Annotated in this window: 21 protein-coding genes; 11 read left to right on the plus strand and 10 right to left on the minus strand. The window is 71.5% G+C overall.

What is annotated here, in order from left to right:
- Window positions 1-71 precede the first annotated feature (71 nt).
- From ctaC to FIP57_RS18565, 5 genes are all read left to right on the plus strand, one after another.
- The gene (gene ctaC / locus FIP57_RS18545; protein ID WP_420846710.1) at window positions 72-944 is read left to right on the plus strand and encodes an aa3-type cytochrome oxidase subunit II; all 873 of its coding nucleotides are present in this window, start codon (window positions 72-74) and stop codon (window positions 942-944) included.
- An 11-nt stretch (window positions 945-955) separates the two neighbouring features.
- Entirely contained in the window at window positions 956-2,611 is a 1,656-nt protein-coding gene (gene ctaD, locus FIP57_RS18550) for an aa3-type cytochrome oxidase subunit I (protein ID WP_148575139.1), read from the plus strand.
- Window positions 2,611-3,009, plus strand: a complete 399-nt coding sequence (locus FIP57_RS18555) for a cytochrome c oxidase subunit 4 (RefSeq protein ID WP_148575046.1) — start codon at window positions 2,611-2,613, stop codon at window positions 3,007-3,009. The genes ctaD and FIP57_RS18555 overlap by 1 nt, the downstream gene beginning before the upstream one ends.
- A gap of 125 nt (window positions 3,010-3,134) precedes the next feature.
- Window positions 3,135-4,355 (plus strand): L,D-transpeptidase, encoded by a 1,221-nt coding sequence (locus FIP57_RS18560; protein ID WP_148575047.1) that lies wholly within the window; start codon window positions 3,135-3,137, stop codon window positions 4,353-4,355.
- Between the two features lie 233 nt (window positions 4,356-4,588).
- On the plus strand, window positions 4,589-5,515 hold the full coding sequence (locus FIP57_RS18565) for a type IV toxin-antitoxin system AbiEi family antitoxin domain-containing protein (protein ID WP_148575048.1): 927 nt from the start codon (window positions 4,589-4,591) through the stop codon (window positions 5,513-5,515).
- Window positions 5,516-5,711: 196 nt separating this feature from the next.
- Here the strand turns inward: FIP57_RS18565 and qcrB are convergent, their stop codons facing one another.
- From qcrB to ctaE, 4 genes are read right to left on the minus strand one after another with little or no spacing between them, the layout of a single operon-like run.
- Window positions 5,712-7,484, minus strand: a complete 1,773-nt coding sequence (gene qcrB / locus FIP57_RS18570) for a cytochrome bc1 complex cytochrome b subunit (protein WP_148575049.1) — start codon at window positions 7,482-7,484, stop codon at window positions 5,712-5,714.
- A 3-nt stretch (window positions 7,485-7,487) separates the two neighbouring features.
- Window positions 7,488-8,549, minus strand: a complete 1,062-nt coding sequence (qcrA, locus tag FIP57_RS18575; RefSeq protein WP_148575050.1) for a cytochrome bc1 complex Rieske iron-sulfur subunit — start codon at window positions 8,547-8,549, stop codon at window positions 7,488-7,490.
- Window positions 8,546-9,406 (minus strand): cytochrome bc1 complex diheme cytochrome c subunit, encoded by an 861-nt coding sequence (gene qcrC / locus FIP57_RS18580; protein WP_420846709.1) that lies wholly within the window; start codon window positions 9,404-9,406, stop codon window positions 8,546-8,548. Before qcrC ends, qcrA begins: the two co-directional genes overlap by 4 nt.
- A 57-nt stretch (window positions 9,407-9,463) precedes the next feature.
- Window positions 9,464-10,114 (minus strand): aa3-type cytochrome oxidase subunit III, encoded by a 651-nt coding sequence (ctaE, locus tag FIP57_RS18585; RefSeq protein WP_148575051.1) that lies wholly within the window; start codon window positions 10,112-10,114, stop codon window positions 9,464-9,466.
- A 113-nt stretch (window positions 10,115-10,227) separates the two neighbouring features.
- Here ctaE and FIP57_RS18590 point away from each other — a divergent pair, with 113 nt between their 5' ends.
- From FIP57_RS18590 to trpD, 3 genes are read left to right on the plus strand one after another with little or no spacing between them, the layout of a single operon-like run.
- A complete protein-coding gene (locus FIP57_RS18590) occupies window positions 10,228-11,220 on the plus strand; it encodes a cytochrome c oxidase assembly protein (RefSeq protein ID WP_238993584.1) in 993 nt (330 codons plus the stop codon).
- 10 nt (window positions 11,221-11,230) lie between these two features.
- Entirely contained in the window at window positions 11,231-11,647 is a 417-nt protein-coding gene (locus FIP57_RS18595) for an Rv3143 family two-component system response regulator (protein WP_238993585.1), read from the plus strand.
- Window positions 11,647-12,687, plus strand: coding sequence for an anthranilate phosphoribosyltransferase (gene trpD / locus FIP57_RS18600; protein ID WP_148575053.1), 1,041 nt, complete (start codon window positions 11,647-11,649; stop codon window positions 12,685-12,687). Before FIP57_RS18595 ends, trpD begins: the two co-directional genes overlap by 1 nt.
- Window positions 12,688-12,697: 10 nt before the next feature.
- Here the strand turns inward: trpD and FIP57_RS18605 are convergent, their stop codons facing one another.
- From FIP57_RS18605 to FIP57_RS18630, 6 genes are all read right to left on the minus strand, one after another.
- Window positions 12,698-13,597, minus strand: a complete 900-nt coding sequence (locus FIP57_RS18605; protein WP_148575054.1) for a glycosyltransferase family 2 protein — start codon at window positions 13,595-13,597, stop codon at window positions 12,698-12,700.
- Window positions 13,594-13,971 (minus strand): DUF2304 domain-containing protein, encoded by a 378-nt coding sequence (locus FIP57_RS18610; protein WP_148575055.1) that lies wholly within the window; start codon window positions 13,969-13,971, stop codon window positions 13,594-13,596. Before FIP57_RS18610 ends, FIP57_RS18605 begins: the two co-directional genes overlap by 4 nt.
- Window positions 13,968-14,711: a glycosyltransferase family 2 protein gene (locus FIP57_RS18615; protein WP_238993586.1), complete on the minus strand. Its 744-nt coding sequence runs from the start codon at window positions 14,709-14,711 to the stop codon at window positions 13,968-13,970. The genes FIP57_RS18610 and FIP57_RS18615 overlap by 4 nt, the downstream gene beginning before the upstream one ends.
- Window positions 14,701-16,185, minus strand: coding sequence for a DUF2142 domain-containing protein (locus FIP57_RS24155; protein WP_148575057.1), 1,485 nt, complete (start codon window positions 16,183-16,185; stop codon window positions 14,701-14,703). Before FIP57_RS24155 ends, FIP57_RS18615 begins: the two co-directional genes overlap by 11 nt.
- An 80-nt stretch (window positions 16,186-16,265) precedes the next feature.
- Window positions 16,266-16,544 (minus strand): Lrp/AsnC family transcriptional regulator, encoded by a 279-nt coding sequence (locus FIP57_RS18625; protein ID WP_148575058.1) that lies wholly within the window; start codon window positions 16,542-16,544, stop codon window positions 16,266-16,268.
- A gap of 36 nt (window positions 16,545-16,580) precedes the next feature.
- Window positions 16,581-18,353: a DEDD exonuclease domain-containing protein gene (locus tag FIP57_RS18630; RefSeq protein WP_148575059.1), complete on the minus strand. Its 1,773-nt coding sequence runs from the start codon at window positions 18,351-18,353 to the stop codon at window positions 16,581-16,583.
- A 131-nt stretch (window positions 18,354-18,484) separates the two neighbouring features.
- On the opposite strand from FIP57_RS18630, the gene FIP57_RS18635 reads away from it, so the two are divergent.
- The 3 genes from FIP57_RS18635 (at window position 18,485) to FIP57_RS18645 (ending at window position 20,415) form a co-directional block, all read left to right on the plus strand.
- Entirely contained in the window at window positions 18,485-18,733 is a 249-nt protein-coding gene (locus FIP57_RS18635; protein WP_148575060.1) for a hypothetical protein, read from the plus strand.
- Window positions 18,730-20,133, plus strand: a complete 1,404-nt coding sequence (locus FIP57_RS18640; RefSeq protein WP_238993587.1) for an NYN domain-containing protein — start codon at window positions 18,730-18,732, stop codon at window positions 20,131-20,133. Before FIP57_RS18635 ends, FIP57_RS18640 begins: the two co-directional genes overlap by 4 nt.
- Before the next feature lie 72 nt (window positions 20,134-20,205).
- Entirely contained in the window at window positions 20,206-20,415 is a 210-nt protein-coding gene (locus tag FIP57_RS18645) for a hypothetical protein (RefSeq protein ID WP_148575143.1), read from the plus strand.
- The last annotated feature ends 108 nt before the right edge of the window (window positions 20,416-20,523 follow it).

A 20,523-nucleotide genomic window follows, 5' to 3' on the forward strand; every position in this document is an offset into this window, starting at 1 on the left:
CGTCCGTCATTCCTGAGAGGAAGGCCTTCTCCGTGGGTCTGCAGCTCCCCAAGCGGGCGCGGAAGGCGAGTGTGTGGGCCTTGGTCGCCCCCGCCGTCCTGGCGCTGAGTGCTTGCTCAGACGAAGCGCAGGGTGAGTGGTCGCGGATCGCGATGCCCGAGGGGGCGTCGGACCGGTCCGAGCACATCATCGACTTCTGGCAGTGGACGTGGTTGGCGGCGATCCTCGTCGGGATCCTGACCTGGGGGCTGATCCTCTACGCGGCGTTCAAGTTCCGCCGGCGCAGCGACGACGAGGTCCCCGTCCAGACCCGCTACAACCTGCCGATGGAGATCCTCTACACCATCGCGCCGGTGATCGTGGTGCTGGTCTTCTTCAAGTTCGTCATCGACACCCAGAACGAGGTCGACGCCGCGAGCGACCAGCCCGACCACGTCGTCAAGGTCGTCGGCCAGCAGTGGTCGTGGACCTTCAACTACGTCGACGACCCGGCGCTCGGGGGCTCGAGCGAGCAGGACGTCTGCGAGGACCAGACGGACGCCGAGAGCGCGACCTGCGTCTACAACGTGGGCACCCCCGCCGAGGTCCCGACCATGTACCTCCCCGTCGACGAGACGGTGCGGTTCGAGCTGGTCAGCCCGGATGTCGTGCACTCCTTCTGGGTGCCTGCCTTCAACTACAAGCTCGACGTGATCCCCGGGCGTGAGAACGCCTTCGAGATCACGCCGACCCGCGAGGGCACGTTCGTCGGCCGGTGCGCGGAGCTGTGCGGCACCTACCACTCGCGGATGCTGTTCAACGTGGAGATCGTGAGCGCCGAGGAGTACGAGCAGCACCTGCGCGACCTCGCCGACGCCGGCAACGTCGGCATCGCGCTCGGTGGCTCGGAGGCCATCACGCAGGACGGCCTGGACGCAGAGGAAGAGACGGAGGCAGGCGAGTGACCGCCGAGGGAATGGCCGCACGGACGGCCGAGACCGGGGTCCGGCAGGCGACCATCGGCCAGCAGGTCGTCCGCGTCCTCACCACCACCGACCACAAGCTGATCGGCAAGCTCTACCTCGGGACCTCGTTCGCGTGGTTCCTCATCGGCGGCGTGATGGCGCTGGTCATCCGCTCCGAGCTGGCGGTCCCGGGGCAGCAGGTCGTCAACGACGAGCTGTACAACCAGCTCTTCACGATGCACGGCACGATCATGCTGCTGCTGTTCGCGACGCCGCTGTTCTTCGGCTTCTCGAACGTGATCATGCCGCTGCAGATCGGTGCGCCCGACGTGGCGTTCCCGCGGCTGAACATGCTCAGCTACTGGTTCTTCCTCTTCGGCGGCCTCATCGCGGCCTCCGGCTTCTTCACGCCGTCCGGTGCGGCAGGCTTCGGCTGGTACGCCTACGCCCCGCTCTCCGACGCGGTCCGCAGCCCCGGTGTCGGCGGTGACCTCTGGATCATGGGGCTCTACCTCGCCGGTCTGGGCTCGATCCTCGGCGCGGTCAACTTCGTCACCACGATCATCTGCATGCGGGCGCCCGGCATGACGATGTTCCGGATGCCGATCTTCACCTGGAACACCCTGATCACGAGCATGCTCGTGCTGATCGTGTTCCCGATCCTGGCCGGCACGCTGCTCATGCTCGAGGCCGACCGGATGTTCGGCGCGCACGTCTTCGACCCGGCGCACGGCGGCCCGGTGCTGTGGCAGCACCTGTTCTGGTTCTTCGGCATCATCACCGAGGTCCTCCCGGCGTTCAGCCGCAAGCCGATCTTCGGCTACGTCGGCCTCGTCGGCGCGACCCTGGCGATCGCGTTCCTCTCGGTCGCGGTGTGGGCCCACCACATGTTCGCCACCGGCGCCGTCGACCTGGCGTTCTTCTCCGGCATGACGCTGCTGATCGCGGTCCCGACCGGTGTGAAGTTCTTCAACTGGATCGGCACGATGTGGGGCGGCTCGATCAGCTTCGAGACCCCGATGCTGTGGTCGCTCGGCTTCCTCGTGACCTTCCTCTTCGGCGGGCTCACCGGCGTGATCCTGGCGGCGCCGCCGCTGGACTTCCACCTCAACGACTCCTACTTCGTGGTGGCGCACTTCCACTACGTGGTGTTCGGCACGGTGGTCTTCGCGATGTTCGCCGGATTCTTCTTCTGGTGGCCGAAGATGACCGGGAAGATGCTCGACGAGCGGCTCGGCAAGCTGCACTTCTGGATGCTCTTCGTCGGCTTCCACACCACGTTCCTGGTGCAGCACTGGCTCGGTGTCGACGGGTTCCCCCGGCGCTACGCCGACTACCTCCCGGGCGACGGCTTCACCGTCCTCAACCAGGTCTCGACCATCGGGTCGTTCATCCTGGGCGCGTCGATGATCCCGTTCTTCCTCAACGTCTACAAGTCGGCGCGAGGGCCCAAGGTGCTCGTCGACGACCCGTGGGGCTGGGGCCGCTCGCTGGAGTGGGCGACCTCCTGCCCGCCGCCACGCCACAACTTCGTCACGCTGCCCCGGATCCGCTCCGAGTCGCCGGCGTTCGACCTGCACCACCCCGAGATCGCGGCGCTCGAGCTCGAGGAGCAGGACGAGCGGAGCACGCGGGTCGAGGCCGGGACCCACGGGGGTGACCGCTGATGCGGATGGAAGCTTGGATCTTCGGGATGTGCACGGCGTTCTTCGTGCTCGTCACCCCGTCGTACTGGTTCATCACGGGTGACCCGACCGGCACCTCCGCGCTGGTCATGACCACGCTGCTCGCGGCGCTGATCGCGTTCTACCTCGGGTTCCACGCCTCGAAGATGGACGCCCGGCCGGAGGACCGCATCGACGCGGAGATCGCCGAGGGGGCGGGGGAGCTCGGCTTCTTCCCGCCGTACTCCTGGTGGCCGCTGTGGTGCGCCTCGACCGCCGCGGTGATCGTGTTCGGCATGGCGATGGGCCAGTGGTGGTTGGCGATCATCGGCACCGCCTTCGGCTTCGTGGCCCTGACCCAGTGGGTGTTCGAGTACTACAAGGGCGACCACGCGCACTGAACCGGACCGGTCCGCCTCGGTTTCGTGATCGGAGCGTGACCCTTTCCACGCGCCTTCTGTTCGGAGCGACGGGGGAGCGGTCGTTACGCTGGGGAGGTCTGTCGTCTCGAGGGGGGACCCCGCTCATGATCCGCCGCGCCCACCGCCGCCCGGCTGCCGCACTGACCGGGCTCGCGCTGGTCGCGACCGCGGCGCTGGCCGGCTGCTCCGGCGACTCGACCGGCGGCACAACCGGCGGCAGCGGCTCCGAGGAGGCCCCGCAGGCGTCCGCCCCGGAGAAGACCGTCTCCGACGCCAGGTTTCAGCTCAACGTGCCCCGCAAGGGAACGGTCGCCGTGGACACGCTCGTCGAGGTCGCCGCCGAGAACGGCACCCTCCGCAAGGTCGTGGTGAAGGCCGGCGGGAAGCGGCTTCCCGGCGCGGTCTCCGAGGACGGCGCGACGTGGACCGCGGACGAGCGGCTCGAGCCGGGCACGAAGTACCACGTCACCGGCGTGGCGGTGGACGACGACGGCCTGGCACGCAAGCTCGACCGTTCGTTCCGCACCGACGACCTGACGCTGGACGAGCAGACCTACCCGAGCCTCGCGCCGCTCGCCGGCGAGACGGTCGGCGTCGGGATGCCGGTCATCCTCACCTTCGACATCCCGGTGACCGACCGCAAGGAGGTCGAGAAGCACCTCTCCGTCGAGGCGAAGCCGGCCCAGCCGGGCACCTGGCACTGGATCTCCGACACCGAGGTGCACTACCGGCCCAAGCGGTACTGGAAGCCCGGCACCGAGGTCACCGTCGACGCCGACCTCAACGGCGTGAACGCCGGCAACGGCATCTTCGGCCAGGAGGACCGCCGCGCCTCGTTCAACGTCGGCGACGCGGTGATCATGAAGATCGACGCGGCCGCGCACCAGATGCGGGTGCTCCGCAACGGCGAGCTGCTCCGCACGATCCCGATCAGCGCCGGCAAGCCTGGCTTCGAGTCCCGGTCGGGGATCAAGGTGATCATCGAGAAGTTCCGGTACAAGGACATGGACGCCGCGACGACCGGGATCTCCGAGGACGACGCGGAGTACTACAACATCGAGAACGTCGAGTACGCCCAGCGCGTCACCTACTCCGGCGAGTTCATCCACGCGGCGCCGTGGTCCGTCGGCTCCCAGGGGTACGCCAACGTCAGCCACGGCTGCATCGGGCTCAGCACCGAGGCCGCCGGGTGGCTCTACTCGATCACCAAGCGCGGTGACGTCGTCGACGTGGTCGGCACCGACCGGCCGATGGAGGCCACCAACGGCTACGGCGACTGGAACGTCTCCTGGCCCGAGTACAAGTCCGGCTCCGCCCTCTCCTGACCCCGTTCTGTGTTGAGCCGCCCCTTGTGGCGCGCTGGGGTGGTGTTGAGCCGCCCCTTGTGGCGCGCTGGGGTGGTGTTGAGCCGCCCCTTGTGGCGCGCTGGGGTGGTGTTGAGCCGCCCCTCGTGGCACGGTCCGGCCGCTGGAGCCACACAGCCGCGTGAGCCCGTGACCTCTCCACAGCGACTGCCACACGGGGCCTCTCGACGGCCCGAGCCGCTCACCCTGTCGGGATGTCGAACGCGCTCAACCACCTTCCTGCCTCCTTCGCCGGCACGCCGTTCACCGCCCAGCAGCTCGTCGAGGCGGGCGTCTCCCGTCATCAGCTGCGACAGTGGCTCCGGGACGGCTCGGTCCGTCGGGTGCTACGCGGCGTCTACGGCGTTGCGACACTCGAGGACTCACTGCTCCTCCGATGTACGGCGGCCGCGCTCGTCGTACCTGATCACGCCGTCGCCGTCGACCGGACCGCCGCCTGGATGTGGGGCGTCGACACCTACCGGCTGGACGAGCTCGTCACCGTGCCGCCTCTCGACATCTTCGTGCTCCGCGGCGAGAAGCGGATCACTCGCGCGGAGGTCGGTGGGGGAGAGCGCGACCTGTCGCCGGAGGACGTGACGTCGCTCCACGGCGTCCGGCTGACCGTACCCGTGCGTACCAGCCTGGACCTCGCGTGCCGACTCCCTGCCTACGAGGCGATGGCCACGATGGACGCGTTCGCCAGGCTCCACGGTGTGGACAGAGTCGCGCTGGATGCGCTGTTGCCGCGGTACCGCCGGCGTCGCGGCGTCGTCCAAGCGCGGGGGCTCGTGCCGTTGGTCGACGGGCGCTCGGAGTCGACGGGGGAGTCGATGACCAAGCTCGCCATCGTCGGCTATGGGCTGCCCGCACCACAGCCGCAGTTCTGGGTGGTGCACCGCGGGCGCGCGCTGTTCCGGCTCGACCTTGCCTATCCCGAGCGGAAGATCGCCATCGAGTACGACGGCAGGCAGCACCACAGCTCGCAGGCCGATCGTGAGCGCGACCGCCGCCGGCGGAGGTGGCTCCGGGAGCACGGGTGGATCGTCATCGTCGTGACCAAGGAGTCGTTCTCGGGGGCGGCCCTGGAGGAGTGGCTGCACGACCTGCGCGCCGCTCTGGAGCTGCGCCAGGCAGCCTGACGCGCGCCACGAGGGGCGGCTCGACACGACAGGCGCGCGCCACGAGGGGCGGCTCGACACGACAGGCGCGCCCCACGAGGGGCGGCTCAACACCGGCTGCGCGCGTGAGGAGGAACGGCGAAGGCCCGGCACCACGGGGCGTGGTGGCCGGGCCTTCGCTCGGTGCTGGACCGGGTCGGCGCGGGTTCCGGACCGATCAGTGCTTCCGGAGCTCCTCGCCCTCCACGGAGTGACGGCCGTCGAACTGGTGGCCGTCGACCGGGTGGCCGTCGAGCTCGTGGCTGCCGGTGTAGCCGCCCGCCGGGAGGTGCTGGTGGCCATCCGGGTCGTGCTGCGCGAGCTCGTGCTCGGCGTGCAGTCGGGCGGCCTCGAGCTCCTCGCGGGTCGGACGCGGCACGTTGTCGCCGAACCAGTACTTCGACATCCGGGCCCGGAGCTTCATCGCCCGTGCCTTCCGGTTCGCGACACCGTTCATGTCGGTCTCGGCCGGCAGCTCGTAGACCTTCTCGGGCTCCTGCGCGGTGATGTAGTAGGCCTCCGCCTCGCTGATCGGCAGGTGACGCTCCGAGTAGGCGCCCTCGGGGGAGCGCATGATGACGCCGGTCTCGTAGCCGTGCAGCAGCTTCTCGTGGTCGTGCCGCTGCAGCGAGATGCACCAGCGACGCGTCAACCAGAACACGATCGGCGGGATGACGAAGACCGCGACCCGCATGAAGTACGTGATGTGGTTGAGGTTGAGGTTGAACAGGATCGCGAGGATGTCGTTGCCGCCGGCGGCCCAGAGCAGGCCGTAGAGGGACATCATCGCGGCGAGGAACGCCGTCCGGTTCGGAGCGTTGCGAGGCCGCTGGAGCAGGTGGTGCTCCCGCTTGTCGCCGGTGATCCACTGCTCGATGAACGGGTAGAGGAGCGTCCCGCCCAGGATCAGCATCGGGAAGATCTGGCCCGGGAGCATGACGTTCCAGCTGATCGTGACCCCGAAGATCTCGGTCTCCCAGCCGGGGAAGATGCGGAGCAACCCCTCGGCGACGCCCATGTACCAGTCTGGCTGGGAGCCGGCGGTGACCTCGGCGGGGTTGTAGGGACCGTAGCGCCAGACCGGGTTGATCGAGACGAGGCCGCCGAGCAGGGCGGTCACGCCGAAGACGATGAAGAAGTAGCCGCCCGCCTTCGCCGCGTAGATCGGCAGCATCGGGTAACCGACGACGTTCTCCTCGGTCTTGCCGGGGCCGGGCCACTGGGTGTGCTTCTGGTAGACGAGCAGCATCATGTGCGCGCCGATCAGCGCGAGCAGGAGCCCCGGGATCAGGAGCACGTGGACGATGTAGAGCCGCGGGACGATCACGTCACCCGGGAACTCACCGCCGAACATGAAGAACGACATGTAGGTGCCGACGATCGGCGTCGCCTTCACCAGGCCGTCCGCGATCCGGAGCCCGGTGCCCGAGAGCAGGTCGTCGGGGAGCGAGTAGCCCGCGAACCCCTCGAGGATGCCGAGGAGCAGCAGCACGCCACCGATCATCCAGTTGAGCTCACGCGGCTTGCGGAACGCACCGGTGAGGAAGACCCGCATGAGGTGGACGAACATCGCGGCGATGAAGAGCATCGCGGCCCAGTGGTGCATCTGCCGCATCAGCAGGCCGCCACGGACGTCGAAGGAGATCTCCAGCGTCGAGGCGTACGCCTCGGACATGTGGAGGCCGCGGAGCTGCTCGTAGGAGCCGTCGTAGATGACCTCGCCCATCCCCGGCTTGAACCACAGGGAGAGGAAGACACCGGTGAGGAGCAGGACGACGAAGCTCCACAGCGCGATCTCGCCGAGCATGAAGGACCAGTGGTCGGGGAAGACCTTGCGGACCTGCTTCTTCGCCGCGGTCGCGATGCCGGCGCGCTCGTCGACCCAGTTGGCGACGGCTCCGACCCGGGAAGGCTTCGCCGGCTTGGCGGCGGTCTTGGCGTGGGTGCTCATGGATCAGCCTCGTTCCCAGAAGCTCGGGCCCACCGGCTCGGTGAAGTCGCTGGTGGCGATGAGGTAGCCCTCGTCGTCGACGGCGAGCGGCAGCTGCGGCAGGGCGCGGGCCGCAGGGCCGAAGATCACCTTGCCGTTGTCGGCGAGGTCGAAGGTCGACTGGTGGCAGGGGCACAGCAGGTGGTGCGTCTGCTGCTCCCACAGGGAGATCGGGCAACCGACGTGGGTGCAGATCTTCGAGTAGGCGAGGATCCCGTCGACTCCCCAGTTCTCGCGGCCTTCCGCGGGGGTGATGTCGTCGGGCTGCATCCGGACGAGGATCAGCGCCGCCTTCGCCTTCTCGGCGAGCAGGTGGTGCCCCTCGATCGGCTCGGAGTCGTAGGGCTCGGGGTTGTAGAAGACCTCGGGCTCGGCGTTGACCAGCTGACCGATGCGGACCCACTCCGGGCGGATGGGGGAGCCGGAGACGTCGTTGACGACGCGCATCCCTTCCTTCCACACCGTGTGGTACAGCGCGTCACCCGGGAGCGGGCCGAGGTCGCGCAGCGCCACGATCACCGGCAGCAGGAGCGTGCCGGCGGCGCCGAGCAGCGAGTTGCGGATCAGCGGGCGGCGGGCGATGCCGGAATCCTCGACGCCGGTGTTGAAGGCGGTGATCGCCTCCTCGCGGTCCTCGTCCGGGGAGCGGAGCGCGTGGCGCATCTCCACGATCTCGGTGTCGCTCATCAGCTTGCGCGACCACTGGATCGCGCCGATGCCGATGAAGAGCAGCGCAAGGCCGAGGGTGAGGCCGAGGGTGACGTTGGACGCACCCATCCCGAGGATCGTGTCGGGGTCGTCGCCGATGTCGAAGGTGAAGTAGGCGACGCAGAACAGGATCGCCATCAGGCTCGAGAGCCCGAAGAACGTGGCGATCTGACGCTCGGCCCGCTTCTCGGCGGCGGGGTCGACGTCGGTGGGACGCGGACGGTGCTCGGCGAACCCCGGGTCACCGACCGGGTGGGCGACCGCGTCCGGGTTCCCGGCCGTGGTCGGGTTGTTCGGGTCGTGGACGAGGTCGGTCACGCCTTGGTTCCCTTCCTGGAAGAGCGTGCGGTGTGGGAGGCGATCCAGACCGCGAACCCCACGAGGACCCCGATTCCCCCGATCCAGGCCACCATTCCTTCGGCGACCGGCCCGTAGGAGCCGAGCGTGGTGCCGCCGTACTTCGGCTGCTCCTCGATGCTCTGGAGGTAGGCGATGATGTCGCGCTTCTGCTCGGGCTCGAGGACGTCGTCGGAGAACACCGGCATCTGCTGGGGGCCGGTCAGCATGGCCTCGTAGACGTGCCGGGGCTCGACGCCGAGCAGCGACGGGGCGTACTTGCCGTCGGGCAGGGCGCCGCCGGACGCGGCGAAGTTGTGGCATGCGGTGCAGTTGGTGCGGAAGAACTCACCACCGCGGACGATCGCCTCCTGGCGCTCGTCCTCGGGGATCGACTCGGGGTCGTACTTCTCGGCGTCGGGGATCGCGGGGCCGGGGCCGAGGCTGGCGACGAACGCGGCGAGCTGCGAGATCTCCTCGTCGTTGTAGGCCACCCGCTTCACCGGTGCCTGCTGGCTCGGGTTCGCCATCGGCATCCGGCCGGTGCCCACCTGGAAGTCGACGGCGGCGGCGCCCACGCCGACCAGTGACGGGCCGTAGTTGTCGCCGTTCTTGTCGACGACACCCTCGCCGTTCTTGCCGTGGCACGAGGAGCAACCGACGAGGAACAGCTCGCGGCCCTTGGCGACGTCGTCGGTGTCGCTGCCGGTGCTCTCCGCCTGCGCCGGCGACAGCAGCGCGTAGGCGCCACCGGTCAGCAGCAGACCGAGCAGCAGCACGATCGGGCCGGCCAGGCGGCTGCGGCGCCGGGCGGCGAGTCGAGCGGTCAGGAGTCGCACGTGGGGGTCCTCGTCATCCTCGTGAAGGAGTTCGGCGGGCGGCGGGGGTCGGATGGGTCACTTGAGCAGGTAGATCGTCGCGAACAGCCCGATCCAGACGACGTCGACGAAGTGCCAGTAGTACGACACCACGATCGCCGTCACGGCCTGCTCGTGCGTGAACTTGCGGGCCAGGTAGGTGCGGCCGAGGACGTAGAGGAAGGCGATGAGCCCGCCGGTCACGTGGAGGCCGTGGAACCCGGTGGTCAGGTAGAACATCGAGCCGTACGCCGAGGAGGCGAGCGTCACGCCTTCGTGCACCAGCTCGGCGTACTCCAGCGCCTGGCCGCCGATGAAGACCGCACCCATGACGTAGGTGAGGATGAACCACTCGCGCAGCCCCCAGCCCCCCACGTTCAGCACGCTGCCCGTGCGACCCACCTGACCGCGCTCGGCGGCGAAGACGCCGAGCTGGCAGGTCACCGAGCTGAGCACGAGGATGATCGTGTTGCCGGTGGCGAACGGCACGTTGAGCAGCGCGGTGTCCTGGGCCCACAGCTCGGGCGACACGGAGCGGATCGTGAAGTACGCCGCGAAGAGCGCCGCGAAGAACATCAGCTCCGAGGCCAGCCAGACGATCGTCCCCACGCTGACCATGCTGGGACGGTCGTGGTGCCCGTGCAGCCGGGACGCAGGGATGACAGCAGTTGAGGTCGCCACGGGCGCCATTATGTCTGCATCCCCCCGGATCGGCACCCCGACCCCCTGGCAACGGCAGTCATGTCGTTCACCATACGTCGCAGGCCCCCTGACGCCTCACAGCCGCGACCTACCCTGGGGCCGTGCTGCTGCGTACGGCGGACGGCTCCACGCCCGCCCTTCCCCCCTTCGACCTCGGCCGGATCGTCACCGAGGCCGGCATCGACCCGGTCGCCACGATCCTGACGATCTGGGTCGCCGGCGCCTACCTCGTCGGGGTCCGCGTGCTTCGCGCCCGCGGGGACCGGTGGCCCGTTGGCCGCACGATCAGCTTCGTGGTGCTCGGCATGGGCTCCTTCGCGTTCGCCACCATGTCGGGGCTCGGTGCCTACGACAACGTGATGCTGAGCGTCCACATGGTGCAGCACATGATCCTGACGATGGTCACGCCGCTGGCGCTGGCGCTCGGGGCCCCGGTGACGCTGGCGCTGCGCACCCTCCCCGCGCGCCCCCGGCGGTGGCTGCTGGCCGTGGTGCACTCCACACCGGTGAAGGTGCTCTCGTTCCCACCGTTGGCCTTCCTGCTCTTCGTGCTCAGCCCGTGGGTGCTCTACTTCAGCGCCTGGTACCCGGCGTCCGCGGAGTCGACGTACGTCCACGAGATGACCCACCTGCACCTGGTCGCCACCGGCGCGCTCTTCCTGTGGCCGCTCGTGGGGGTCGACCCGGTGCCCGGGCGCGTCGCCTACCCGTTCCGGATGCTGCTGATGGTGCTGACGCTGCCGTTCCACGCATTCCTGGGCGTGACGATCATGAACCAGGACGCGTTGATCGCCGAGGACCACTTCCGGGGGCTGGGGCTGGACTGGCTCCCGGACCCGATGGACGACCAGCACCTCGCCGGCGGGATCCTGTGGGGCACCGGTGACGTGGTCGGGCTGATCTTCTTCATGGCGCTCTTCGCGCAGTGGGTCCGCTCCTCCATGCGGGAGGCCGAGCGCGAGGACCGCCGGCTCGACCGCCTCGAGCGCCAGGAGCGGCAGGACCGTCAGAACCGGCTGGGTGGCCCCGAGCCCGACCCGGACCGTTCCGCGCAGGCCGACGCCGGAGGCCGCCGGGTGCCGGCAGCCGAGTAACATGCGGCCCGTGACCGAGGCCAACCGCTCCCCGAAGCCCCTGACGGTGCTCGTCTACAGCGACGACGCCCGTGTCCGCAGCGACGTGATGACGGCGCTCGGGCGGCGGCCGCACCCCGACTTCCCGACGGTGGAGTACGTCGAGGTGGCCACCGAGCCGATGGTGATCCAGCACATGGACACCGGCTCCATCGACCTCGCGATCCTCGACGGCGAGGCGGTCCCCGCCGGCGGGATGGGCATCGCCCGTCAGCTCAAGGACGAGGTCTACGACTGCCCGCCGCTGCTGGTGCTCACCGGGCGGCCGCAGGACGCCTGGCTGGCGACCTGGTCGCGGGCCGACGCCGCGGTGATGCACCCGATCGACCCGATGCAGATCGCCGAGGTGGTCGTCCGGCTGCTGCGCGAGCGCGTGCCCACGAGCTGATGGCGGCCAGCTGGCCGGAGGTCCTCGCCGCCCTGACCGCCCGCGCGGACCTGACCGACGCGCAGGCCGCCTGGGCGATGGGGCAGATCCTCGGCGGCGAGGCCACCCCCTCGCAGATCGCCGGCTTCGCGGTCGCGCTGAGGACCAAGGGCGAGACCACCGAGGAGCTCGCGGGGCTCGTGGACGCGATGTACGCGCACGCGCTGCCGCTGCCGCTCGAGGGCCGGTGGCTCGACATCGTCGGCACCGGTGGCGACCGCTCGATGTCGGTCAACATCTCGACGATGTCGGCGCTGGTGGCCGCCGGCGCCGGTGCCCGGGTGGCCAAGCACGGCAACCGCTCGGCGAGCTCGAAGTCCGGTTCTGCCGACGTCCTGGAGGCGCTCGGTGTGCGGCTCGACCTCCCCGTGGCCAAGGTCGGAGAGCTGGCGGCCCGGACCGGGGTCACGTTCGCGTTCGCCCCGGTGTTCCACCCCGCGCTCCGGCACGCCGCGGTGCCGCGGCGGGAGCTGGGGATCGGCACGACGTTCAACTTCCTCGGACCGCTGGCCAACCCGGCTCGTCCGGAGGCGCAGGCGATCGGCTGCGCCGACCTCCGGATGGCGCCCACGATGGCCGGCGTGTTCGCCCGCCGCGGGGCGGACGCCTGGGTCTTCCGCGGCGACGACGGGCTCGACGAGCTCACGACGACCACCACGTCGCGCGTCTGGGTGGTCCGTGGTGGGGAGGTGACCGAGGCCCTGGTCGCCCCCGAGGAGGTCGGCCTGATGCGGTCGCATCCCGGTGACCTGACCGGCGGCGACGCCGCGCACAACGCCGACGTCGTCCGGCGGGTCCTCGCCGGCGAGCCGGGGCGGGTGCGAGAGGCGGTGCTGCTCAACACCGGCGCCGCGCTGGCGGTCTACGACGGCGGCGAGGGTGACCCCGTCGAGCTGCTCCGGGCAGGCATCGAGCGCGCCGAGGCGGCGATCGACAGCGGTGCGGCCAAGGCCGTGCTCGAGCGGCTCGTCTCGGTGAGCGCGGAGCTGGCGGCGGGCTGAGCCGGAGGGCTCAGGCGGGGATCGCGAAGGCGTGGCGCAGCAGCGCCCGGGCGGGGGCGTGCTGCCCTGCCTGCAGCGCGCGCGGCACCATCCCGACGGCGTGCAGCCGTGAGGTGAGGTGGAGCCGGGCCGCGCGGGCGGCACGGGGCCAGCCACGGTCGCGGCAGGCGTCGGCCATCACCCCGAAGAGCGCGGCCTCCTCGGCGAAGCGGTAGCCGGTCACCGACTTCAGGCTGGAGTCGCTCGAGCGGTGCCGGCGGTACTGGAACGCGACCTCGGGCGCGAACACCAGGACGCCACCGTCGAGCACGATGTCCATCAGCAGCGCGAGGTCCTGGACGACGTGGAAGTCGGGGCGGAAGCCGATCCGGCGGATCACGTCGGTGCGCCAGCACAGCGAGGGGAAGTAGGTCCAGTTCCCGAGCAGCAGGCTGGCGGCGAGCGCCTCGCCGGCCATCGCGACCGGGGCGGCCCCCTTGGGCTGCAGGCGCCGCTTCACGAGATCGCCGAGCGGGCGGCTGACGCGGCCGTCCTCGTCGACCACCTCGACCCCGGGCTGGACGACCGAGGCCTCCGGGTACTGCTCGAGGACCGCGAGGACGCTCCGCACGTACCCGGGCAGCATGACGTCGTCGGCGCCCATCATCACGACGTGGCTGCCCTGGGCGAGGCCGAGCGCCTTGCGGTAGTTGGCGTTCGCCCCGAGGTTCGTCTCGTTGCGGAGGTAGGTGACGCGCTCGTCGTCGAGGGAGCCGAACCACTCGGCCACCGGGCCGGGGGTCCCGTCGTCGACGACCGTGAGCCGCCAACCCTCGTGGTCCTGGGCGAGGATGCTCCGCACCGCCTCCTGCATCAGCCCGATCTCGCCGTAGAACGGCATGAGGATGTCGAGCGGCTGACCGGCGGTCATCGGCGCTCCGGGGCGGTCTCGGTGGGCGCCGGTGCGTCCTGGAGGTCGAGCCGCAGGTGCAGCAGGGCGACCTCCTCGGCGAGGGTGCGGGTGCGCTCCTCGAGCCGGCCGAGCTCGTGGCTGTGCTGGATGGAGACCACCATCAGCACCATGCTCGCGACGAAGAAGAGCAGGTTCGAGGGCACCTCGACGCCGAGCAGGTCGGCCGCGGTGTGGAGGAGCACGGGGAAGGCGGCGACGAGGATGGTGAGGAGCGCCACCACGACCCAGAACAGCGCGTACTTCTCGCGGAGCCGACGGCGGCGCAGCAGCTCGAGCAGCACGCCGAGGGTCACCGCACCGCCGAGGAGCCCGAGCACGACCTCGGCGTTCACGCCGTCGCCTCCGCCGTCGCCGGCAGCGGCCAGGGGCGCACCAGGGCGAGCAGGAGCGCGGAGACGACCCTGACGAGGTACGCCGAGGCGCGCAGCGGGTTCTGGCTGGGCGAGCCGTGGGTGCGGAGCCGCATCTCGACCGGCACCTGCCGGATCGTGCACCCGGTCCGCAACGCGATCACCAGCGACTCGACCGTGTCGCCGAGGTACTCGGTGGGGTAGTGGGTGGCGAACACCTGGAGCGCCCGCCGGTTCGCCGCGCGGTAGCCGCTGGTCACGTCGGTGAGCCGGGTCCCGGCCAGCCAGCTGAGCACCGGGGCGAGCAGGGCCATCGCCCAGCGCCGGGGGCCGCGCACCTCGTACTGCCCCACCCCCGCGAAGCGGGCGCCGATGACCACGTCGGCGGTGTCGAGCCGGGAGACCAGCGTCGAGAGGTACGCCGGGTCGTGCTGGCCGTCCGCGTCAACCTGCACCGCGACGTCGTACCCCTGCTCGAGCGCCCACCGGTAGCCGGTGCGCATCGCACCGCCGACGCCGAGGTTGAAGGGGAGCCGGCAGACGGCGGCGCCCGCCGCGCGGGCCACCTCTCCGGTGGCGTCCACCGACCCGTCGTCGACGACGAGCACGTCGACGCCGGGATTCGTCCGCCGGATCTCGGTGACGACGGCGCCGACCGAGGCGCCCTCGTTGAGCGCCGGGACGATCACCAGCACCCGGGGCGGGACACGGTCAGCGGTCACCTGTCGAGAGTAAAGCGAGCGTTTGTCCGCTGTGGGCGATTCGAGAAGATTCGTTGGGGAGCTCCGCGGTAGCGGCGCGCCACCAGCAGGCCAGCCCTGCCACCGTGAGCGCGGCCAGCGTCCACGGAGGGAGCGTCCACCATGCCGGGTGGTCGCCCAGGACTCCCTTCCCCTCATCGATCGCGAGGTCGGTCACGGAGACGACGTGGGCCACGCCCCACATCACCGCGCCGGTCACCAGCCCGGGCACCACGAGCGGGTGTGCGGGCGGACGGCGGTCGAGGAGCGCGCCGGCGAGCAGCACGACCCCCATCGACAGCGGCCAGCCGTAGCGGCCCTGCCAGATCACGCCCGCCGTCTCGTAGGTCAGCACGGTGAGGAGCACCGGCACGGTCAGCGCCGACGCGAAGGCGAACAGCAGCTCGAGGCGCCCGCGCCGGTCGGCCTGGCGCACCGCGAGCCCGAGGAGCCCGAGGAGGGCGAGGCCGGCCGTCGCGTAGACGACCATCGGGGCCGCCTCGTTGCGCAGCGGGAACGCCGCCAGCGACTGCAGGAACCACGCGGGCACCTGGCGCAGCGTCTCCACCACCGGGTTCCCTCCCGGGGCCGCGTTCTCCGGGGCGAGGGAGTCGACACCGACGATCCAGCCGACGGCTGCGACACCCACGGCGGCCAGCGCCAGCACGCAGCCCAGGGCGGTGCGGGGCACCTCGCGCAGGAGCGTGAAGGTGCGTCGCGGCCCGACGTGGACCCACGCCACGATGACGACCGTGGCCAGCCAGAGCGGGCCGAGCCCGCGCACCAGGGTCAGCGGGACGGCGCAGGCGGCGCCCACGACGAGCAGGCGCCGGCGGGTCGCCGCGTCGACGCGGCCCATCCCGAGCAGGCAGGTCCAGAGCCCGACCGCGCCGCACATCTCGACGCCGTTCGGCCCCGGGACGGAGGTGGAGTACACGGCGACCGGCGTGACGACGCCGAGGAGCGCCACGAGCGGCCACCGGGTGCGGGCCCAGCGGCTCGTGGCCCAGACGCCGGCCGCGAGCAGCAGGGAGCAGAGGAGTGCGTTGACCGCGCGCATCACGTACATCGCCGGGGCGCCGTCGAACGGCTGGGCGGCGAAGCCGACGACGAAGTAGAAGGCCGGGTTGTAGCGAGCGGCACCGCTGCCGACGCTCACGACCCCTTGGTCGAGCACCTCTGCCGGGTTGCAGTTGTCGGGCCCGGTGTACTGCAGCGCAGAGCAGGCGGGGCCGGCGTCCCGCACGATGCCGGGGGAGACGTACACCAGCTCACCGCGACCGTCGTCCGGCACCTCTCCCGAGGGCATCCAGTGGCCGTCGGCGACCGACGCGGCGCGGTAGACGTGGTCGAACTCGTCGATGCCCCGGAACGGCGGCACCGCGAGGACCCAGGCCGCCTGCACGAGCATCGTGCCGAGGAAGACCCACGCCGCGAGGCGGAACGACCTGCTCACCGACGCGCTTCCTTCCCGACGACCGACCTCTCGAATGTAAGCGAGAAAGGCGGACGGATCGGGCGGAACGGTCGAGATCGTCAGTCGAGCCCCAGCGAGAAGGCGGCCTCCAGGTCGTGGCGGGAGTGGGTGCGGAACGCGATGTGGGTCTCGGTCTCGGTCACGCCGGGCACCTTGTTGATCCGGTCGGCGACGACCGAGGCGATCTCCTCGTGGCGGTGGACGCGGACCATCGCGATGAGGTCGATCTGGCCGGTGACGCTGTAGACCTCGCTGACGCCCTCGAGCCCGGCGATCTCCTCCGCCACCTCGGGGATCCGGGCAACCTCGGCGTTGACGAAGACGATGGCGGTGATCATGGCGCCAACCTAATCGACCGCCGCAGGGCACGCGGCTCAGCCGTCGAACTGCACGAGGGTGCGCCGACTGGCCTCGACGGCGTCGTGGAGCGCGAGCTGACGCGTGGCGCCGCCGACCGGGCAGCTCCACTCGCCGTCGACGTGGACCAGCCGGACGCCGTCGGACTCCAACCACCGGAGCAGCAGCTCGGCCTCCTCCGCGGTCGACGCCGGGAGCGGTCCCGGGGTGGGCACGACGGTCTCCGCCTGGGCGCGCAGCTCGAGGACCCACAGCGACGCGTCGGCGCCGGGCGGGATGGTCCCGGCCGCGGCGAGCCGGCCGTGGCGGATGACGTGGACCGCCCACCGGCCGTCCTCCTTCCGCGCCGCGACCAGCTCGGGGCAGCGGGTCAGCCCCACCAGCCGCTGGGTGCGGGCCGCCCCGCGGAGGAAGGCGGACAGCCGGTCGCGGTGGCGCCCGGCGTCCTCGTAGCGCTCCTCGGCGGCCAGCGCGTCCATCCGCCGCTGGAGCGCCTCGACGACCGGGGCCGGTGACCCGGTGGCGGCGGAGCGGACCCGGTCGACGAGGGCGGCGTACGCCTCCGGGGTGGCGCTCGCGTCGCACGGCGACAGGCAGCGCCCCATCTCGGCGAGGGCGCAGGCGGTCATCCGCGGGGTGCGCGGCATCCGGCCGCCGCACTGCCGGACCGGGAAGGTCTCGTGGAGCGCGGCTACGGCACGCTCGGCGACCGTGCGCGAGCCGAAGGGGCCGAGGTAGTCGGCACCGTCGTCCAGGACGCGGCGCACCAGCGCGAGCCGGGGCCACGGCTCCCGCGTGAGCTTGACCCAGTGGACGCGCTCCGGGAACCGCGAGCGCCGGTTGAACTTCGGCTTGTGCTCCGCGATCAGCCGCAGCTCCCGCACGCCGGCCTCGAGCGGTGTCGCGCACTCGATCCCCTCGACCCGGTCGGCCAGCGTCACCATGTGGCCCATCCGGGAGCGGGTCTCCGAGGCGGTGAAGTAGGTCCGCACCCGGGTGCGGAGATCCTTGGAGGTGCCGACGTAGAGCACCCGCGACTGGGCGTCGCGGAAGAGGTAGACGCCAGGCGCATGGGGGAGGTGCTCGGCCAGGTGGCGCTTGCGGCGCTGAGCCTGCGACACCCGGGCGCTGAAGGTCTGGAGCTCCTCCAGGGTGTGCACCCCGAGGTTGCCGAGCCGCTCGATCATCCCGTGGAGGACGTCGACCGTCGCCCGCGCGTCGGAGAGCGCGCGGTGGTTGGGCACGGTCGTCGAGCCGAACACGCGGGCCAGGGAGGCGAGCTTGTGGTTGGGCGACTCGTCGCGCGTGACCAGGCGGCGGGCGAGCACGGCGGTGTCGAGCACCTCGAACCGGGGCCACGGCCGCCCCTGCTCGGCGGCGAAGTGCTTGAGGAACCCCACGTCGAAAGGGGCGTTGTGGGCGACCAGCACGCTGCCCGCGGCGAACTCCAGGAGCTGGGGGAGCACCTGCTCGATCGGCGGGGCCGCCGCCACCATCGAGTCGGTGATGCCGGTGAGGACGGCGATGAAGGCCGGGATCGCCCGGTGGGGGTTCACCAGGGTCTGGAACTCCCCGAGCACCTCGCCCCCGCGGACCTTCACCGCGCCGACCTCGGTGATCATCGAGCCGCCCGCGGCCGAGCCGCCGGTGGTCTCCAGGTCGAGGACGCAGAAGGTCGTGTCGCGCAGCGGCCGGCCGAGCTCGTCGAAGCTCCGCTGGCTCTCCCAGCGGGCGTCGTGGAGGGCTGCCTGCGCCGGCTCCCGGGGCGGCGCACTCGACGTCTGCGTCATGCCCCGAGACGCTAGAGGCGCGCACCGACAAGGCGGCTCCGCCACGCGGGGCGGCACTGGGGGCCTCGCACTAGGGTGTGGCTGACAGCAGCCCCCCGGGGTGGTGACCGAGCGAGCGAGGAGTGGTGTCGGTGGCGGTGTCCCTGCCCGACGCGAGCTCGCGGTGGCGCTGCGGCGGCTGCGGCAACCTGACCCGGTTCGACGTCACGCGCCACCGCAGGACCACCGAGTTCTGGCACTTCGACCTGGCCGGCGGCCACACCGTCGAGGACACCAAGGTGGAGGCCGAGGTCGTCGAGCAGGTGACCTGCCGGTGGTGCGGCCGCTCCGACGCCATCGAGGTGGTCTCGCGGGCGGACCCTGATCCGTCCGGCCCGTGAGCGGCCCCTCCGACGGCACCGACGACGGTGCCGTGGACGGTGCCGTGGACGGTGCCGTGGACGGTGCCGTGGACGGTGCCGTGGACGGTGCCGTGGACGGTGCCGTGCTCCCCGAAGCGGTCCGCGCCCGGGTGACGGCGCTCGCCGCCCAGGCCCTCGGCCAGGTCCCCGTGGAGCACCTGCCCCCGCCGTTGAAGAAGGTGGCGACGTTCGCCCCGGCGAGGCGGGCGCGGCTGGCGGGGAACCAGATCATCGCCGTCGTCGAGAGCGACGAGGAGTTCCGGGAGCGGCTCGCGGTGCAGGTCGAGGCGCTGGTGCCCGAGCTCGCGTCCGCGCTCTCCGGCGGTGGTTCGACGGGCCCGGACGCCCTGGCGACCGCCGCGGCGGCCTACCTCCTCCGCCCGCCGGGCTGGAGGGCGCTGGTCGCCGCCCTGGGCGCGGTCGCGGAGGAGCAGGCCGGCCGCGGTGCCGGCGCGGGCCCCGACAGGGAGGCCGCCGACCGCGCCCGACGGCGGCTGGAGGCCGCGGACGAGGAGCTCCGCGAGCTTCGCCGCCGGCACAAGGAGGAGGTCCAGCGGCTCAAGACGGAGAACGCCGAGGTCCGCCGCAAGCTGGGCGACGCCCGGGTCCGGGTGCGGGAGGCCCAGGAGCAGCACGCCGCGCTCAAGGGGGAGGTCGAGGAGGCGGTCGCGGCGGCCGAGCGCCGGCAGGCGGACGCGGCGGCCGAGCTGCGGCGGCTCCGGGCGAGGGTGGTCGAGCTCGAGCAGCAGCTCGGATCGGTACGCCGCACCGAGCGGGCCGGCAAGGCCACCGAGAACCAGCGGGCCCGGCTCCTCCTCGACGCCCTCGTGGACAGCGCGCTCGGGCTCCGGCGCGAGCTCGGGCTCCCCGCGATCGACCGGCTGCCGGCCGACACGGTGGCCGCCGTGCACGCGGAGGAGGGCACCCGGGTCTCCTCCGGACGGGGGTCGTTGCCGGTGGAGGACCCCGCCCTGCTCGAGGAGCTGCTGCGGCTGCCCCGGGCGCACCTGGTCGTCGACGGCTACAACGTCACGAAGCAGTCCTGGCCCGACCTCTCGCTCGCCCGGCAGCGGGAGCGGCTGCTCTCGGGGGCGGCCGCCCTGCGGTCGCGCACCGGCTGCGAGCTGACGCTGGTCTTCGACGCCGCGGAGAGCGCCAGCCGGCCGCCGGTGGCCGCCCCACGGGGGGTGCGCGTGCTGTTCAGCCCGTTCGGCGTGATCGCCGACGACGTGATCCGCGACATCGTCGCCGCCGAACCCCGGGGGCGGGCCGTGGTGGTCGCGTCGAGCGACCAGGCAGTGGCCCGGGACGTCGAGGCCGCCGGGTTCCGGGTGGTCGCCTCCGCGGCCCTCGCGGCGCTGCTCGCCCGCCGCGGCTGAGCCGCCCTCGCGGTTTTGTCGGCGGCGCCCGGCAGCATCCGGGGCACCGACCTGATGGAGGGCCAAGTGAGCATGATCATCGACTGTGACAGCTGCGCGGTGCGCGGTCTCGCCTGCCACGACTGCGTGGTGACCGTGCTGCTCGGACCGCCGCCGGACACCGGGTTCGACGACGAGGAGCAGCGCGCGCTGGACGTCCTCGCGAGCTCCGGGCTGGTGCCCCGGCTGCGGATGGTGGCGCCGGTGGACAGCGCCACGCCGCCCGACTCCGCCACCGCGTGAACGGGTCCGACGTGAACGGGTCCGACGTGGGCGGGGACGGAGGAGGAGGGTCGGGAGTGTGGCGATCTGCACACGACGCGCCGCTCTAGGCGGGTTTGGCTTCCGCCG

Source organism: Nocardioides caldifontis (assembly GCF_008087345.1).
GTDB lineage: Bacteria > Actinomycetota > Actinomycetes > Propionibacteriales > Nocardioidaceae > Marmoricola_A > Marmoricola_A caldifontis.

Bases quoted from the DNA above. Each gene is read 5' to 3' on its own strand.
- ctaD (WP_148575139.1), top strand. From the start codon at position 956: ATGGCCGCACGGACGGCCGAGACCGGGGTCCGGCAGGCGACCATCGGC.
- FIP57_RS18555 (WP_148575046.1), top strand. From the start codon at position 2,611: ATGCGGATGGAAGCTTGGATCTTCGGGATGTGCACGGCGTTCTTCGTG.
- FIP57_RS18560 (WP_148575047.1), top strand. From the start codon at position 3,135: ATGATCCGCCGCGCCCACCGCCGCCCGGCTGCCGCACTGACCGGGCTC.
- FIP57_RS18565 (WP_148575048.1), top strand. From the start codon at position 4,589: ATGTCGAACGCGCTCAACCACCTTCCTGCCTCCTTCGCCGGCACGCCG.
- qcrB (WP_148575049.1), bottom strand. From the start codon at position 7,484: ATGAGCACCCACGCCAAGACCGCCGCCAAGCCGGCGAAGCCTTCCCGG.
- ctaE (WP_148575051.1), bottom strand. From the start codon at position 10,114: ATGGCGCCCGTGGCGACCTCAACTGCTGTCATCCCTGCGTCCCGGCTG.
- trpD (WP_148575053.1), top strand. From the start codon at position 11,647: ATGGCGGCCAGCTGGCCGGAGGTCCTCGCCGCCCTGACCGCCCGCGCG.
- FIP57_RS18605 (WP_148575054.1), bottom strand. From the start codon at position 13,597: ATGACCGCCGGTCAGCCGCTCGACATCCTCATGCCGTTCTACGGCGAG.
- FIP57_RS18625 (WP_148575058.1), bottom strand. From the start codon at position 16,544: ATGATCACCGCCATCGTCTTCGTCAACGCCGAGGTTGCCCGGATCCCC.
- FIP57_RS18630 (WP_148575059.1), bottom strand. From the start codon at position 18,353: ATGACGCAGACGTCGAGTGCGCCGCCCCGGGAGCCGGCGCAGGCAGCC.
- FIP57_RS18645 (WP_148575143.1), top strand. From the start codon at position 20,206: ATGATCATCGACTGTGACAGCTGCGCGGTGCGCGGTCTCGCCTGCCAC.